The following is a 16,760-nucleotide window of genomic DNA, read 5'->3' as shown; positions in this document are numbered from 1 at the left end:
CTTCTTTCTGTATGTTCCATTCATTTTACGATGCAACTTTGACGGAGAACTGCGGCGCAGGCGCGCCGCCGCCGTAAGTCGCATAAACATATGTCTGCTGTCCAGCGGCGTTTGCCGCCGCTGTCACTGCATAAATTGCGTAATTCCCCTGCGTTTTTGCCAGCTTTACCGAGATCGCCCCGTTGCCTGTCGTCACAGAAGGCAGTATTAAAGCGCCCGGATTGGTATAGGTCATTTTAAAATAGTAGGTCTGGCCCGGCTGCAGCGTCAGGCGGCCGGATGTATCGCACTCATAGAGAGCTCCCTGCACAGTCAGCGGGAATTTAACGGTTTTACCGCTCTCTGCAATCACCTCAATATTGGTGGAACCGGCCTTCAGCCCTTCCAAACGGAAGTAATAGGTTCCGCCAGCTTCCGCGGAAACCAGCTCCACCCTCGCTACCGTCCGGTCTGTGGGGCGGGCCACCACAATCTGGCCCGGAGACACCTGCACCTTAAACACATAAGTCGCACCCTTTTTGCAGGTGTAAGACGCCGTATCCACCAGCAATGACGTATTGGAACGGTATTTTGTCTCCATCTGAGAGATAAACTGCTTCCAATCGCGGTTATCCAGTATTGTGCTGTATGCGGGCTCCGGCAGGTTGGTCCAGTCCTTGTGCTGGTTTTCACTGTTGCTCGCCTTTGCATCACTGGTCAACAGCATATCGACTGAATACTGGCCGGGCTGATCCGGCGCGGCGTCGTCCCAGGTGACGTCCACGTGGTACCAGCTCCCGTCCAGCTGCACTGCGTTCCACGCATGGTTCATGGAATCGCTTTCCACAATCGCGCAGGGAATTCCCAGCTGCTGCATCAGGAGTTCAAATGCCAGCGAGTATCCCTGGCACACGGCGACACGCTTCACCAACGCCCCGTACGCTGTATAGGAATCCTTGGGAATCGAATTTGTCTGATAATTATCATAGTCGTAAGCACAGGTGAGCGCAAGATAATTGTGAACTTGGACCACCTTTTCAGTAGCGGTCATATTGGGCTCGATGCAGGAAAGCGCCGCCTGCATCGACTTTTTCAGCTCTTCCGTCATTTTTTGGACGGTCTCCTTGTCATAGGTATTGCGTGGAATCATATCCACGACAATACCGGCTTTACTGGCATGATAGGTACAGCCCTCCACGTAAAAAAGCCACGGGTCCTCACGCAGGACTTCATCGTACAAATCGGAAAACTGCTGCTCTGTCAGGTTGTACTGGCTCAATGAAACGGACGCATCCATATTGGCGAGGGTCTGGTGAATGGCATTCTTTGCGGTCGTTAAATCATTAACAGGAGCTGTTTGTGTGGCCGCTAACGCTATACCGGACAGATTTTCCGCCGCGAGGGACACCGTTGCGCCCCACGACGACAGTGCAATTGCAGCGGATAAAAGGACACTGAAAAACCTTCTTGCTCTCATTTAACTCTCACTTTCCGGCCGCTCAGAGGCAGCCTGCCGTTTTTTCAGTTCCCGCTCCGCCTGCGGAAGACGCAGGTAGACCGGGGCCAAAGCCGCAGCCGTTAAAGTCTCCTTCCGTTGATACAAATCCCTTGCAGCCTCCGCAACCCCCCAAGCGCGTTGGTACAAAAGCGGTTCCGGCGGCAAAATTGCGCCAAGAGCCTTTATTTTTTCCTCATTATAACACAGTTTCGCACCATCACCAACCAGAAAAATCGGTTTTTGACCATACTCCTGCAATTCCTCCGCCAGCGCGGCAATGGCAAGCGCGCGGTCCCCCGTCAAACGGTTCAGTTTTCCGTCTCTTGCCTCAAAAAGCGCATTGTACACCTGGCTGCACCGGGCGTCCATCACCGCGCAGACGATTCCGTCCAAATGCGCCAGATTCCGCGCCATGGCTTCCAGCGTAGAAACCCCCGCGCACATCTTATCCTGCGCCATGGCAAGGCCTTTGATACTGGCCACGCCGATCCGCACGCCGGTAAAAGAGCCCGGCCCGGCGGAAACCGCGAAGAGATCGATGCTCTCCAGCGGCACGCGGGCGCATTCCAACACGCCCTGCACCATCGGCATCAGCGTCTGGCTGTGCGTCAGACGCGTATTGGTATAGAATTCGCCCAGTATTTTTCCATCCTCCACAATCGCGGCAGAAGCCGCGCTGGCAGAGGAGTCAATTGCCAAAATTTTCAATCGATCACCCTTCTGCTGTTACAACGTTAAACCTTCTATTTGAAAGACGCGCGTATCGTCCCCGCCGCCCTTCTCTATTGCAATACGGACAACGCCCTCCGGCAGTGCATTCTCAATGTTTTCGCTCCATTCAATCACCAGCACGCCGCCGCTCTCCAGATAGTCGAAAAAGCCGGTGGAATACAGATCGTCCCAGCCGTCCACGCGGAACATATCAAAATGATAGATGGGAACGCGCCCGCTGTACTCATGTACCAGCGCAAACGTCGGGCTGGAAACGCCGTCCTCCACGCCAAGGCCGCGTGCCAGACCACGTGTCAGGGCGGTTTTTCCCATCCCCATACCGCCGAACAGCGCGATTACCTCCCCGCCGGACAGCTTTTGCGCGATTGCTTCCCCCAGCGCCTCTGTTTCCTGCGGAGAATGGGTCGTATACGTCAAAGCTTCCACCTCTTTTATCCAATCAGAATAATCCGGAGATCTTACCCGCTTCGTCCACATCAATGCGCTCCGCCGCGGGAACTTTGGGCAGGCCGGGCATGGTCATAATGTCGCCCGCATAGGCGACCACAAACCCCGCGCCGTTGGAAAGGCGCAGGTCCCGGACCGTGATGCGGAACCCGGAGGGGCGGCCCAGCAGTGCCGCGTTATCCGAGAGCGAATACTGCGTCTTTGCGATACAAACCGGCAACGCGTCCCCACCCAGAGCGGCGATTTCCTTTGCTGCCCTGACCGCCTGCGGCGCAAAATCCACGCCGTCCGCGCCATAGATTTCCCTGGCAATCGTCTCGATCTTTTCCTGTACGGAGCCGTCCAGCGAATAAATCGGTTGGAAATCAGAGGGCTGTTCCACCGCTGCGCAGACCTTGCGGGCCAGGTCCATACCGCCCTCCCCGCCTTTGGCAAAGACTTCGCTGAGTGCGAAATCCGCGCCGTTTTCCTTGCAGTATTTTTCAATGAACGCGAGCTCCGCATCTGTATCCGTTCCAAAGCGGTTGATCGCCACCACAACCGGGACGCCGTATTTGCGCATGTTTTGGATATGCGCGCCCAGGTTGACAATTCCCGTTTCCAGCGCTTCCAGGTTTTCCTTGCCGGTTTCCGCTTTGGGAACGCCGCCGTTGTATTTTAATGCGCGGGCCGTGGCCACCAGCACAACGGCGCTCGGCTTTAAACCCGCCAAACGGCATTTTATATCGAAGAATTTCTCTGCCCCGAGGTCGGAGCCGAAGCCCGCCTCTGTAATGCAGTAATCCGCCAGCTTCAATGCAAGCCGCGTCGCACGCACGGAATTGCAGCCGTGGGCGATATTGGCAAACGGCCCGCCGTGCATGATGGCAGGCGTTCCCTCCAGCGTCTGGACCAAATTGGGATTGATCGCATCGTGCAGCAGGGCCGCCATCGCCCCCTCCGCTTTCAAGTCCCTTGCATAAACCGGTTCGCCGTCCATTGTATAGGCAACCAGAATCCGGCCCAGCCGCTCCTTTAAGTCGCTGCTGTCCTGCGCCAGGCAAAGAATCGCCATGACCTCACTGGCAACGGTGATAATAAATCCGTCCTCGCGCGGCACGCCGTTGACCTTGCCGCCCAAGCCCACAATGATATTGCGAAGCGCACGGTCGTTCATATCCATGCAGCGTTTGAGCAAAATACGGCGCTGGTCAATGTGCAGGGCGTTTCCCTGCTGCAAATGGTTATCCAGCATCGCGCAAAGCAGGTTGTTCGCAGAGGTAATCGCGTGCATATCCCCTGTAAAGTGCAGATTGATGTCCTCCATCGGAACCACCTGTGCGTATCCGCCGCCCGCGGCGCCGCCCTTTACGCCAAAGACCGGGCCGAGAGAGGGCTCCCGCAGGGCAATGATTGCGTTCTTTCCGATCTTCGCCATTGCCTCGCCCAAGCCTGCGGTCGTGGTGGTTTTGCCCTCCCCGGCGGGCGTCGGATTGATCGCCGTAACCAGGATCAATTTGCCGTCCTTCCGATCTGCCAAACGGCTGTAAAGCGCATCGTTCAGCTTCGCCTTATATCGCCCATACGGCTCCAATTCCTCCTCTGCGATGCCAAGTGCAGAGGCAATCTCCGTAATGGGCTTCATCTTCGTGCTTTGGGCAATCTCAATATCCGTCAGCATTCCCATTCTCCTTTATTCTGCGCAGTGCTCTGTCCGTCTCCCCTGCGCGCATTATTAAAATGATTATATCACATCTCTGGAAAAGAGAAAAGGGTAAAACTGCAACTGGATTCCACGATCTGGTGGGCTTCGTTGACTTCTCCCGTTAGATATGGTATAACGCAACTATACGTGTAAGCGAAAAGAATCATTCTTAAAATTAAAGGGGACTACAACTATGACAATCTGGAATCGGTTGAAACAGGAATACAAAGACACGGCGCTCTTTTTCCGGGAGCGGCTGCTCCGCATCTTTCTGATTTTATCGTTGATCTTCATCGGCGTGGGTACAGCATCCTACTTTTTGTTTCTGTCCAGTCCGGATACCGTCAATCAGATGATGCAGGAGCTGGCTAAAAGCTTTCAGGATAAGGGACTGATCGACGAAGGCGGCATTTCCTTCTGGTTTCTGTTGGGCAATAATCTGTGGGCGTCCGCAATTTGCATTCTGATGGGATTCCTGCCCTTTCTGTTTCTGCCCGTCCTTCCTTTGGCGTCAAATGCCGCCATACTGGGTCTGTCAGCCGCCTACAGCAGCATTTCCGGCATGGGACTGGCTGTATTTGCCGTAGGTATCCTGCCGCATGGAATTCTGGAACTGCCCGCGTTGATTCTCGCAATTTCCCTGGGATTTTATCTCTGTAAAGAAATGGTCAAACAGATTCTCGGCCGGGCCGATTCCTTTTTGAAAACGCTGTGCAATGTCGCACGAACCTTTACTTTGCTGGTTATCCCCATGATGTTTGCCGCGGCGCTGATTGAGACTTACATTACGCCGGTTCTGATCAACGCTTGCGCCGGTGCGTTGGGTTAAACCGTAAGATTTCTGTAAGGAATCAGTCCGGTTTTTCGTAAGGACTCTTTTGTAAGATACAGACACGGACATAAACTTTTGGGTAGAAAGGGGTTGAACCATGAGCGAAGAAAGTATTTTAGTGGTGGACGACGACCGCGAAATTGTGCGTGCTATTTCCCTGCATTTACAGCGGGAAGGATACTCGGTTTTATGCGCATACGACGGTTTACAGGCCTTGGACCTGGTGATGAACCAATCCGTACGCCTGTTGATTATCGACGTCATGATGCCGAAGCTGGACGGTTTATCCGCCATGATGAAGATCCGGGAAAAGAAAAACCTGCCGATTATCGTGCTCTCCGCCAAGAGCGAGGACACCGACAAAATTCTTGGGCTCTCCATGGGCGCGGACGACTATGTGACAAAGCCGTTTAATCCAATGGAACTGGTAGCGCGGGTTCGCTCGCAGCTGCGCCGTTATACCAGCCTGGGAGACATCCACGCCGTGCAGAACAGCAGCGTCATTGTCAACGGGCGTCTGAGCTATCATACCGAGGAGCACGCGCTGCTGGCAGACGGAGAACCGGTCAAGCTGACCGCAACAGAAAGCAAAATTGTAGACTTATTTATGCGGAATCTGGGGCGCATCTTCCCTGCCGAGGAAATTTACCGGCGCGTGTGGAACGAGCCTGCCTTCTCCGCTGAAAACACCGTCATGGTTCATATCCGCCGCATCCGTGAAAAGATCGAACTCAACCCAAAAGAGCCCGAATATTTAAAGGTGGTGTGGGGGATTGGATATAAAATTGAAAAGAAGTAAGGCCGTTCTCAGCCTGGTCTGCTGTTACCTGAGTGTCACCGTATTCCTTGCTACGGGAATCTTTGGCCTTTCTTTTTTGGCAAATTATCAAAGAGGGGTGCAGTATATCGAGGATTTGCGGCAAACCGATTATCAGAATACCCATGCGTTTCGAAAAGAGATCAGCACAACGCTGAACTGGATGCTGCGCGACCTGTCGTGGGAAAACAGCGGTATTTCCAGCGGAACCGCCTACGGCACAACATCGATCGAGGATGGAACGGAATACAGCGACGTAGTCTGGTCAAACAGCCTTCAGTCTTATCGAATCGTTACCGATTCATATTCCTATACCGTCTTCGACCGGTTAAACGAGGATAGTGCACGGAACCTGCTCTATCAGTCGGGTACGCAGGACAACAATCGCAGCCACACCAATTATTTAACCGATACCAACCTTTACGAAGGCGCGCTGCCGGATGGATATAATTTCCGTCTGGTCTTTGACGGCAAAAAAGTCACCATTACCAAGGACGGTCAAACGATCGATCTCTATGGGGATGGTTTCTTTAAAAGCGATTCAGGTATGTGGGATGTTCCTGGCTATGAAAACACAACGGAAGACCCCACGCACGCCAATCTGCGCATCTGCCTGGTTGCACGCGCCATTCCCGCGGAAGCGGTCGACGGCTACAGCTCTTTATACGATATTGCACAGAGCCGGCCGGATACGCTTCTGTTCCTGCGGATATGGACCGTTTTACTGGGTGTCGCGGCAATTTTCCTGTTCATTGCCATTCTGTGGCGCAAAGAGCGCAAAGAGCTAAACAAAACCATTGCCGCCGGAACAAAGAATATCTATTTTGATTTTAAGGCTCTCGTCTTTGCGCTCCTGGTCATTTTTGACCTGACGCTTGTCAGCACGTCCATTGTGCCCAATCTGATTCTGCTTTTGGTTTCCCTGTTCGGCTACTATCTGCTGATCAACGATATCCGCTACAACCATTTAAACTATAAGCACAATTGGATCAACCACATGCTGCACCGCAGGGAAGAAAAGCGAAGGCTGCTGGAATCCAAAATGCCGCTGGAACGCCGCCTGCTGGACCGCTGGTCCGATTTTCTCAAATGTGAAGCGATTACTTTTGCGGTCGGTCTCTTCGTAAGTGTTTTGTCCCTGGGCTTTTTGCTGCCGTTCACCATCCTGTTGATGATCTATTTTGCGCATCGCTATAACAAACAGCAAAAACAGCTGGCCGAAGACCTGGGGCGTTTGACCACACAGATTTCCGCCGTGCATGATGGAAAAGACACGGCGCCGCTGTTGTTCCCACAGGATTCCGACCTGCACGCCGCCGCGCGCCAGCTGAACGAGATCGAGCGGGGCATCAGCAAGGCAGTGGAAGAACAGGTTAAAAGCGAGCGGATGAAGGTAGCGCTGATCACCAACGTATCCCACGACATCAAAACTCCGCTTACCTCCATCATCAGCTACATCGATCTTTTGAAGCAGGAGGAAACTCTGCCGGATTACGTCCAGGATTACATCAAGATTCTGGATGAAAAGTCCCTCCGCCTGAAAAATATGATTCAGGATATCTTTGAGGTGAGCAAAGCGACCAGCGGCAATATTGAGCTGCAGCCGGAACCGCTCGATCTGGGTAAGCTGCTGCGGCAAACGCTGGCGGATATGAACGAAGATATTTCCGCTTCCCCCCTGATCTTTCGGGTCGATATTCCCGAACGCTCTGTCATGATCACCGCAGACGGACGGCGGCTGTACCGGGTTTTCCAGAATTTGATCTCCAACGCATTGCGCTACTCTCTGGAAGGAACACGCGTCTTTATTTCTTTATCTGACCACGGCGGCCAGGCGACCGCCGTCCTGAAAAACATCTCCAAATATGAGCTGGACAGCAACATTGACATTACGGAACGCTTTGTGCGTGGCGACGCGGCACGTTCCACGTCCGGCAGCGGACTGGGACTTTCCATCGCCAAGAGCTTCACGGAAGCCTGCGGCGGTACGTTTACCATCAGCGCAGACGCCGACCTGTTTTCCGCGCAGGTTACCTTTGCTTTAAATCCATAAACAAGCGCATCTGCAAAGCGGTTTCTTTGCAGATGCGCTTTTCTTTTACTCCCGTTGTGTCAATAAACCATGTCTTTTCCACCGGCCGCCGGCAAAGTAAACCAGGCCTGCAAAAAAGGAAAAAATGGGAGAAAGCATTTCTCCCCAATAAATGCCGATAAAACCGTACCCCAATACACTTCCCAAAAGCCAGCTGAGCAGCAGACGCATCACCACAGAATGCAGCAGCGCATTGCACATGGCAAACAGAGAATCGCCCACGCCGGTTGCAAACGAGTCGAACGTATACATTGCCGCATAGAGCAGGGAATTTAAAGAACAGCAGATCCGCAGATATTGTATCCCCTCCCGAATGACCTCCGGATCCGAATTGAACAGTCCAATGATAGGACCGACAAAAGCCTGAACCAACAGCATGGTAATGAAGGAAGCTCCCAGACTGATCCACAACCCGGTTTTTGCGGTCTTTGCCGCGCGCAGGGGTTGGCGCGCACCCATATTCTGCCCCGCCATGGTGGTGACCGCCTGCCCTACCGCCCAACACGGCATCGCGGCAAACGTATTGACCTTCAGTCCGATACCGGACGCCGCGGCTACCGCTACGCCGTACTCGTTGAGCATCCCCGTCACCAACAGATAGGAAAGATTGAGTACCGCGGTCTGTACTGCGGACGGAAGGCCTATTTTTAAAAGCATGCGGCAGACCGGCCCCCTGATCCACAGATCCTGTACGGTAAAATCAGATAAAACGGCACGCCGTTTCAGATAAAAGAGCGATATGACAAAGGACGCGCCCTGCGAAACGATGGTAGCCAATGCCGCTCCTCTCGTTCCCATCTTCAGAGGACCAACCAGCAGCAAATCCAGTGCAATATTGATCACTGTGGCGATTGCCACAAAGAGTAAGGGGCTTTGGGAGTCTCCCAGTCCGCGCATGATCGAACAGACCGCATTATAGCCAAATACAAAAAGAGTTCCCCAGCAGATCACCTGCATGTAATCCTCCGCCAGCTGTATTGCTCCTGCCGGAACACGCATCAATTGAAACACCGCGCGGTAGGTAAGCAGGCTTGCCAGAGTAACCAGCGCCGCGGCAACCGCCGATACGCTGAACAAGGTGCCAATTGCGTGCCTCTGTCCCTGCGCATCGTGCGCGCCTTTATACTGCGCGATCAGTACCGTTCCGCCCATTGTAACGCCGGTACACACCGACTGGATGATAAAACCGATCATTGCGGCGTTGCTGACCGCCGCCAGTCCGGCTTTGCCGACAAACCGCCCTACCACCACCATATCCACAATGCTGTAGCAGGACTGTAACAGATTCGCAATGAATATCGGAAACGCAAATTTTAGGAGCTGCTTGGGTACGCTTCCATTTGTTAAATCGTATTGTTTCATTAAAAACACACTCCAGACTTCAAAAATACAAAACAGGAGGCCCGCTCTCGTGCGGCCTCCTGTTTTGTTTGTAACAGAAAATAAAACAGCCGCGGACAAAGCGCCTGTCCGCGGCAACACTTTTCAAACCTTTCAACGGGCAACAGCAAAGCTGAGGATTCAAAAACCCCCTTCTCATTTGCTATTTGCCGATGAAATTCATATGCTCCGGACAACGCTTCATCGTTTTCATTTGTGCGGAGCAGCCTCTGATACAAAGTCTGGAATTGGCTTTCATAATCCCCATCTTTTCATTGGATTTGTTTCTATTATAGTGATACGTTCACGATTTGTCAATTTTATTGGTTTAGAATAGAATTCACTGTTTTGCGGCCTCATCAAACGCATTTTTCTGTAACGTTTTGTTTATTGTGGATGCGTTTTCCCTATGCTATAATAAATCTACACGAAAAATGCCACACTTTGCCTGCTTTATCCCCCCGATTCCGCAAAGTCTGACGGATTAAAATACGCAGAGGTACTGATATGGAAAGAATGGGAAAATCCTTTATTGACTACTTTAAACGGGCTGACAAGCTCCTGTGGCTGATCATGCTGGCAATCTCCGCATACAGCCTGCTGCTTTTAAGAACCGTTCCCTCCCCCGCGGGAAAGCGTTCCTGGTTTGCCACGCATCTGCTGGCAATGCTCATCGGATACATCGGCGCATGGTTCATCACCCTGATCGATTATCGCGACATCAGCAATCTATGGTATTTGATCGCCGGGTTCTGTATTTTCTTAATTATCTACACGCACTTTTTTGGAATTGCAGTTGAAAACTCCGGAGGCATCAGTGCCAAGGCCTGGATCAAAATACCGGCTTTGGGCACGTTTCAACCCTCCGAACTGATCAAGATCGGATTTATCATCACGTTTTCCAAGCATCTATCGGTTTTAAAGGAACGCGGCCTTTTAGAACGACTGCCGCATGTTGTCCTTTTGGCGCTGCACGCGCTGATCCCTGTTGCAGTTGTCTTTCAGCTGCAGGGCGACGCCGGTTCCGCCGCTATTTTCTTTTGCATGTTCCTTGCTATGAGCTTTGGCGCGGGCGTTCAGCTTCGGTACTTCGTTGCATTATTTGCCGCGATGGTCGCCGCTTTTCCACTGGTTTGGGAGCATGTGCTGGACGATTACCAACGCGACCGGTTTACCATCTTCCTGCATCCGGAAACCGACCCGACCGGCAAAGGCCTGCAGCAGCTGCAGGGGAAAATTTCCATTGGTAGCGGACAGCTTTGGGGGCGCGGTTTATTTTCTCCCGATTCCCGCGTGCAAAAGGGAAGCGTTCCCGTGCAGCAGAGCGACTACATTTTTTCTGTTGCGGGCGAGCAACTGGGTTTTATCGGCTGTGCGCTGATTATCGTCCTGCTGTTCCTGCTCCTCCTGCGGACCATCCACGTCGCACGGCACGCGACCGAACCGCTCGGCAGCTGCATCTGTTTTGGGTTCTTCGGCATGATCGCCTCCCAGATGGCTTTTAATCTGGGAATGTGCCTGAACCTGTTCCCTGTCATGGGCGTTACACTTCCGTTTTTCAGCGCGGGCGGTTCTTCCGCCGCGTGTCTGTACTTTGGATTCGGTCTGGTGCAATGTGTTGCGATGCACAAAATCAATATGGACATCGTTAAAATTCATTCATAGGCAGAAACCGCAGGCAACCTGTATCACAAATTTACGGGCGATACAAAAAGCAGGCTCATCCCTCCGCCTTTGACGGAGAGATGAGCCTTAAATTTTGTGCGGAGCATGTACTTACATACATGCTTTCTTTTATGCTTTTACGCGCTTAGCCAATCGTAATGACACAGTGCTTTTGCGGCGCTTCATTTACCATCGTGGTATACACGCCGGTGCTCTGGCCCGGTGCGCCGACCGCCCAGACTCTGTAATAGCAGTCGTTGCCGATCTTTGCCACAAACTGGGTCTTCAGCACATTGCCGTTGCCTACGGTAAAGCTGGGCGCCGCGGTGCTGCCGTTCAGCACTGTCATCTTGAAGCAATATGCGCTGCCCTTCTTCAAGACAAACGGAAGCGTGGTGTCAGAACGTACGGAAGGCTGTGCAATCACATTTTGCGCCGCCGTTACTACCGGAACCGCGCCCACAACTGCCGTTCCTTCTCCTCCGGTCTGGCCGCCGGAAGGACGGTTGCCGCCGGATGATCCGCCGCCAGAGGGCTTGTCATGCAGTTTTGTCATAATGGTATAGGTGGTTTCCACGCCGTCGCATGCCGCTGCAATCTGCTTGGGCGTTGCATATGGATCGCTGTAAACCTCATCCGCCACCTGCATTGCCGCCTGGAACGCCGCGTAAAGCGACGCATTGTAACCGTCCGGTTTCATATCCGCATACTTGTCAAGCAGCGCTTTCAGCGCGTTTTTATCCGGGACTTTGCGCAGGTCTGCCATCGCCTCAAACAGAGCCGCAGCCGCATCGTCTACCTGCTTCTGTGTTGCATTCTCATCTGCCAAAACCACAGCGGCCGCCGCATAAGCCTTTTTAAAAGCGTCCTTTTCAGCGCCGTCGAGGTACCCTTCCAGATCCATGTCGGCCGCCTGATCTATCAGCGTTTGCAGAGACGCTGTATCCGCCTTAAACTTCAGGTTAACAATCGCCTCGTACAGGGTATCGTACGCCTTTTTCACATCTTCTTCCAAGGCTTCCTCCGAATCACAAAGCTCCTGCGCGGCGGCGAGCGCCTCCGCAAAGCCTTCCTGACTCTTCGGTGTGAATTTCTCCAGATCGATCAGCTCTGCAATTTGGACAAGCGACTCCAGTACAGCCTTGTCGCCTTCTTTAAAGCTCAGGAGATGCAGCGCATCAATCAAATCCTTCCAGGCTTTGTCGATCTGCTCTTCCGTGGCTGCCGGGTCCTTGTAAACCTTCTGTGCCTGCTCGCGCGCATCGATGAACTGTTCACGGACCGAGGCAATCAATTCGTCCAGTTCCTCATCCGTCACTTCATTTGCCACTTCCAGCACAGCCTCCAGAATGGATTTGTCAACCCTGCTGAAGGTGAAGCGCAGAATGGCTGATTCGTCAGGCATCACATACTCATAGGTAAAGCCGTCCGGAGCAAAGTCAATCGCTTCGCCGTTCAGTTCCGCGCTGGAGAACCGGCCGTTAACTGGATCAAACGTAAAGCGAAGCGTTTCGCCCGCCATAACTTTTGCGCCATAGAGGCCGTCGCGTTCAATAATAACCTTTGTATCGCCTTCCACTGTCAATTTCGCATTGACGCCGTATTGCAGGTTCAGGACATGCGCTGTTTGCTCACCTTTCGGACGAACGGTAATGGAGGCTTCCGCCTTCACATTCTCCGGATTTGTAATCGCTTCGTCTGCAAATTGCAGATCGCCGGCAATGCGTTGCGTTCCGACCGTCTCCGGATCATACACGCTGCTGTCCCATGTAACAGCCGCCGTTGCGCTGCTTTCGTCGCTGAGTGCAACCTCTACCGTCGCCGGGAGACGAAGCACCTCAAAAGCAGTGCCATAATCCACCGTCTGTGCTTCCGGATTGACAACCGAAACGACGGTAAGCGGCTCCTCCACCTGCACCCTGGTGAGGGTAAAGGAATCGATATTCGCGGTGGATTTCAGGTCGTTGAAGAATTTAATGCGGTCAACACCCTTCTTCAAGGCCACGCGAATGGTCTTTGTGCCAAAGTTTGGCTGCGTCAGCTCGCAGGCAATGCTGCTGCTGATGGATTGATCCAGGTTCTCATAATACAAGTCGTCGTTTGCGCCGGAGAAATACCGGAAGGAAATATCATATTCCGCATCCTGCGGCACATCCAGCCACAGGTTCAGCCACGCGTTGCCGTGCGCGCCGCAGTTGCCAAGCCAGCCGACCAGCTTGCCGCCGCTGGCGCCAGCTTTTTCTTCCACCAAAGCGCCGTCGCCAAACTCAAGCGCCTCCGCCTCTACATTGACAGGCGTCGTATCGCTGTTTAAAACGACCGGATTGTTTTCGCCATAATAGTTCATGGCGCGGAAGGTTGCTTCAATCGTATGATTTGCATCGACCGCCTCGAATGTATAGGTCTTAACCGCACCGGCGGAGACGCCGTCCACCAATACATCAGCCACTTCGTACCCACGATCCGGCGTGATGGCAAACGTCTGGTTTTCTCCCTCTTCCACTTCCACTGCACCGGAGGGCGCAATAGCGCCGTTTTCACCGGCAGCCGCCGTGATGGTGTAACGGTTGGAGACCAATTCCTTTGCGGTGATTTCAAATTTATCCAGGTTTGGGGCAGCGTTGGAATCCGCCGTGATGACCAGTTCTCCCGGTCCCGGCTGGGTAATTTCCAGCTCAAACGTAACGTTTTTGTACGGCGCGCTGGCAGCGCCAAACACGCGGACCGAACCGCTCGTAATATGATCACCGCTCCAGTTGATCGTGTTTGCCGTGTTTTCGTTCAATCTGCCGCTCTGATACCGGCAGTCGACGCTATACGTTCCTGCTTTGGGTGCGTTGTAAGCCAGCTTAATTACATTGCCCGGCTCCATCCAGCCGACTTTTTTGCCGTTGCTGGCGCTCGCGTCCGACTCAATTCGCACATATTTGTCGCCGGAAATAGGAACCAATGTAAAGAATTCCGCCTCTGCCAGCTTGGTACCGTCGTTTTCCTTCGGGAATACAAACGGGTCGTCCGCCGTATAGCTGGTGCGGGTTATAAGCGCTTCCTGTGCGGATTGCAGATTGGTGAGCGCCGTCCGGAGCTGTTCTTCCGTTGCTTCCGCATTGTCCAAAGCTTCCTGCGCCGCCTGTTTCGCCGCAGCGAAGCCCGCCCAGCTCGCCGCTGTATAGAGGCCTTCGTTCTTTCCGCTTGCCGCTTCCAGCGTCTCTCTCAGTTCCTTTATGATGTCTGAATCATTATCTTTAATTGTGATTTCCGCTCTGGTATTGAAACCGAGAATCGCGCCATCCGCCGGATTGACGATATCGCCGAAGAAGCGGAGGTCTCCTGTAATCTCGTTGTTCTCAATCGCTTCCACGGTTACGGCAGCAGTCTCCTGCCCGTCCGCAAAGGTCACGGTTTTGGAAATATCATTGTAGTGCCTGCCGTGAACCGCCGTATCCGGTGAAGTCTCAAAATCAACCGAAACGCTTCCGTTCGTACCGCCTACGCGTTTAATGGTGATTTCCGTTGTCGCACCCTCGTTGACCGTATAGGTCTTCGGATCGATCTCAAACATGCCCGCGCCGTTGTTGGCCAATACCAGCGCGGCGTCCAAACCGGTTGCCTTATTGACGCACACCATGCGGATGGTATGCTCTCCATAGGGCAGGATATCGGTTTCATACAAAACCTGCTTGAGCTGACGGTTCGCCTGATAGGCGTTCGGCGACGCCACCTTTGTACCGTCGATGTACACATCCATCACACCGTGGTTTGGATCCTTTGTGCCGACAATCCATGCTTTTGTACCGGTAAAGGTAAAGCTGGCTTCTGCACCGGGGTCCGCCCAAATGCCCGTATCGTTCAGGCCGTCAATGGTTTCCTCGTGCCAGTTTCCGCTTCTGGAGAAGTCGCGGTCGTCTATCAGATCCAGCCCCTCCGGGAACGGATTTTCCTGTTCAAACGCGCCTTCTGCTTTAAACACGCCGACGTTTTCAATCAGCGGAACCGCATAGGAACCTGTGATATTAATACGGATTTGGTCTGCACGCACGGGATTTCCCCGCACCAGACGTTTTGCGCCAATGGTATATCCGCTGCCAAAGTCCTTCCAGCCCGTGGAGGTATGCGCTTCTACGGTAAAGCTGGAGATACGCTGTCCCAACTTGATGTATTCCTCGATGGAGACAATGTCAAATAACTGCGTACCGCCAAGATCAATGGTAATGCTGCCGGTTGTCTGGCCGTCGTCCATGGTCCAATAGGTATCCGGATCATCGTCCAGCACGTTGGCGGCTGCAAATTTGGCGTTATCGCCTCTGACCGCGGTTGCAGACGCTGAAACGCCGTCCTTTTTGGTCAGGTCATTGCGGAACGTAGAGCGGATCGTCTCGCCGAATTCGGAGATGCGGTCCACAAAGTTCTGAGGCAGAACACCTGTTGTATCCGGCGGCACATTCAGCAGCAGCGGCTGGCCGCGGCCTACCGATTTAAAATAGATATCGGTCAATTCTTCCATACTCTTCGGCTGCTTGCCGGCTTTCCAGAACCAGCCGGAGGTAAGGGAAACGTCGCATTCACCGATGCTCCAGATGTCGCCATTGGGATCGCCGACATTCAGATAGGCAGCCTCATCGCCGCCGTGCGCGTCGTACCAGTTTCTCTGGCGCATCTGATCCAGCTTGGACCAGCAGGGATCGCCCGCCTTGCCGGACTCGTTGCCAATCCAGCGGACGGTGGAACCGTAGGGGCTGAATACCACCGCGCCGGGCTGCAATTCCTCAATCAGGTCGAACCATTCCTGGAATTTGTAATTCTGTGCGGCGGCGCCGCTTCCTTTGGCGCCATCCATCCACACTTCTACAAATTTTCCGTTGTTTCCATACTTCGGGTTGCCGAGTACCTCTCTCAGCTGATTCATGTAATATTCGTTGTAGTCGCCGTTGGTATCGGTCGCGTCGTCCGATCCCCCGCCATACCCATAGCTGGGATTGTTGGCATCCCACGGAGACAGGTACAGACCCATATCCATGTCGTACTTTGTGCAGGACTTGGAAAGCTCCAGGAATACGTCTCCGGACTGCCCTCTTGCGGCCTGTGTCTGCTGGAAATTCGTGCTGCTGCCCACATCGTGCGTAGTGGCGTCGCTTTCCCACAGGCAGAAACCGTCGTGATGGCGGCCGATCATGATAATGCGCTCAAAACCCGCGTCCTTCAAAGCCTTGACCCATTGGTCGGTATCCAGCCCTGTAGGATTGAACACATTGGGATCTTCTCTTCCGTCGCCCCATTCGCGGCCCGTATAGGTATTCGGGCCGTAGTGGATAAATGCGGAAAGCTCCTCCTCATGATACTGCAGCTGCGTTGCCGTTGGAACCGGACCGTACACTTCAGGTGCGTCGGCATCCGCCGCCGCTCCATACGCCTGCATGGCCAGAGGCTGCAGAAGCATCATAGCGGCAATCAGCGCAGCGAGGCATTTTTTCAATGTCTTCACTTTTTTCATCCTTCCTTCTTCATACTATATACGGACTGGTTCCTTCTCCCATTCCAGTCCCTATGGTTATGATTGTAGCATTTTGCACATTATTTATCAAATTACTTTTCGTTTCATGGGTATATGATTGTATATGTTTTTTGTACATTTGC

Annotated in this window: 10 protein-coding genes; 4 read left to right on the top strand and 6 right to left on the bottom strand. The window is 53.2% G+C overall.

The genetic code is table 11. The features are described from left to right. Positions 1-25 precede the first annotated feature (25 nt). From I4V53_RS04245 to I4V53_RS04230, 4 genes are read right to left on the bottom strand one after another with little or no spacing between them, the layout of a single operon-like run. A complete protein-coding gene (locus tag I4V53_RS04245) occupies positions 26-1,456 on the bottom strand; it encodes a transglutaminase domain-containing protein (RefSeq protein ID WP_195984149.1) in 1,431 nt (476 codons plus the stop codon). Continuing rightward, positions 1,457-2,185, bottom strand: coding sequence for a tRNA (adenosine(37)-N6)-threonylcarbamoyltransferase complex dimerization subunit type 1 TsaB (tsaB, locus tag I4V53_RS04240; protein WP_195984148.1), 729 nt, complete (start codon positions 2,183-2,185; stop codon positions 1,457-1,459). Positions 2,186-2,203: 18 nt separating this feature from the next. Next, positions 2,204-2,626: a tRNA (adenosine(37)-N6)-threonylcarbamoyltransferase complex ATPase subunit type 1 TsaE gene (tsaE, locus tag I4V53_RS04235; protein ID WP_286167015.1), complete on the bottom strand. Its 423-nt coding sequence runs from the start codon at positions 2,624-2,626 to the stop codon at positions 2,204-2,206. 22 nt (positions 2,627-2,648) lie between these two features. Beyond that, positions 2,649-4,316 carry a formate--tetrahydrofolate ligase gene (locus tag I4V53_RS04230; protein ID WP_195984146.1) on the bottom strand — a complete coding sequence of 556 codons (1,668 nt, stop codon included), beginning with the start codon at positions 4,314-4,316 and terminating at the stop codon, positions 2,649-2,651. 217 nt (positions 4,317-4,533) lie between these two features. Here I4V53_RS04230 and I4V53_RS04225 point away from each other — a divergent pair, with 217 nt between their 5' ends. The 3 genes from I4V53_RS04225 to I4V53_RS04215 all read left to right on the top strand — a co-directional run bounded on the left by I4V53_RS04225 (position 4,534) and on the right by I4V53_RS04215 (position 8,042). Continuing rightward, positions 4,534-5,169 (top strand): stage II sporulation protein M, encoded by a 636-nt coding sequence (locus I4V53_RS04225; protein WP_195984145.1) that lies wholly within the window; start codon positions 4,534-4,536, stop codon positions 5,167-5,169. 100 nt (positions 5,170-5,269) lie between these two features. Further along, positions 5,270-5,971, top strand: a complete 702-nt coding sequence (locus I4V53_RS04220) for a response regulator transcription factor (protein WP_195984144.1) — start codon at positions 5,270-5,272, stop codon at positions 5,969-5,971. After that, complete coding sequence (locus tag I4V53_RS04215) at positions 5,958-8,042, top strand: sensor histidine kinase (protein WP_195984143.1); 2,085 nt, start codon at positions 5,958-5,960, stop codon at positions 8,040-8,042. Before I4V53_RS04220 ends, I4V53_RS04215 begins: the two co-directional genes overlap by 14 nt. A gap of 45 nt (positions 8,043-8,087) precedes the next feature. Here I4V53_RS04215 and I4V53_RS04210 read toward each other — a convergent pair whose 3' ends face one another. Then, positions 8,088-9,443: an MATE family efflux transporter gene (locus tag I4V53_RS04210; protein ID WP_195984142.1), complete on the bottom strand. Its 1,356-nt coding sequence runs from the start codon at positions 9,441-9,443 to the stop codon at positions 8,088-8,090. Between the two features lie 525 nt (positions 9,444-9,968). On the opposite strand from I4V53_RS04210, the gene I4V53_RS04205 reads away from it, so the two are divergent. Further along, positions 9,969-11,126 (top strand): FtsW/RodA/SpoVE family cell cycle protein, encoded by a 1,158-nt coding sequence (locus tag I4V53_RS04205; RefSeq protein WP_195984141.1) that lies wholly within the window; start codon positions 9,969-9,971, stop codon positions 11,124-11,126. A 145-nt stretch (positions 11,127-11,271) separates the two neighbouring features. Here I4V53_RS04205 and I4V53_RS04200 read toward each other — a convergent pair whose 3' ends face one another. After that, a complete protein-coding gene (locus tag I4V53_RS04200) occupies positions 11,272-16,608 on the bottom strand; it encodes an alpha-L-fucosidase (protein WP_195984140.1) in 5,337 nt (1,778 codons plus the stop codon). Between the last annotated feature and the right edge of the window lie 152 nt (positions 16,609-16,760).

This window comes from Clostridium sp. D33t1_170424_F3, assembly GCF_015667585.1.
GTDB lineage: Bacteria > Bacillota > Clostridia > Oscillospirales > Acutalibacteraceae > Anaeromassilibacillus.
The sequence above is the reverse complement of the archived record's forward strand: the minus strand, read 5'-3'. Positions and strand labels throughout refer to the sequence as shown.

Coding starts and splice junctions, on each gene's coding strand:
- I4V53_RS04225 (WP_195984145.1), top strand. CDS start 4,534: ATGACAATCTGGAATCGGTTGAAACAGGAATACAAAGACACGGCGCTC.
- I4V53_RS04230 (WP_195984146.1), bottom strand. CDS start 4,316: ATGCTGACGGATATTGAGATTGCCCAAAGCACGAAGATGAAGCCCATT.
- I4V53_RS04245 (WP_195984149.1), bottom strand. CDS start 1,456: ATGAGAGCAAGAAGGTTTTTCAGTGTCCTTTTATCCGCTGCAATTGCA.
- I4V53_RS04205 (WP_195984141.1), top strand. CDS start 9,969: ATGGAAAGAATGGGAAAATCCTTTATTGACTACTTTAAACGGGCTGAC.
- I4V53_RS04220 (WP_195984144.1), top strand. CDS start 5,270: ATGAGCGAAGAAAGTATTTTAGTGGTGGACGACGACCGCGAAATTGTG.
- I4V53_RS04210 (WP_195984142.1), bottom strand. CDS start 9,443: ATGAAACAATACGATTTAACAAATGGAAGCGTACCCAAGCAGCTCCTA.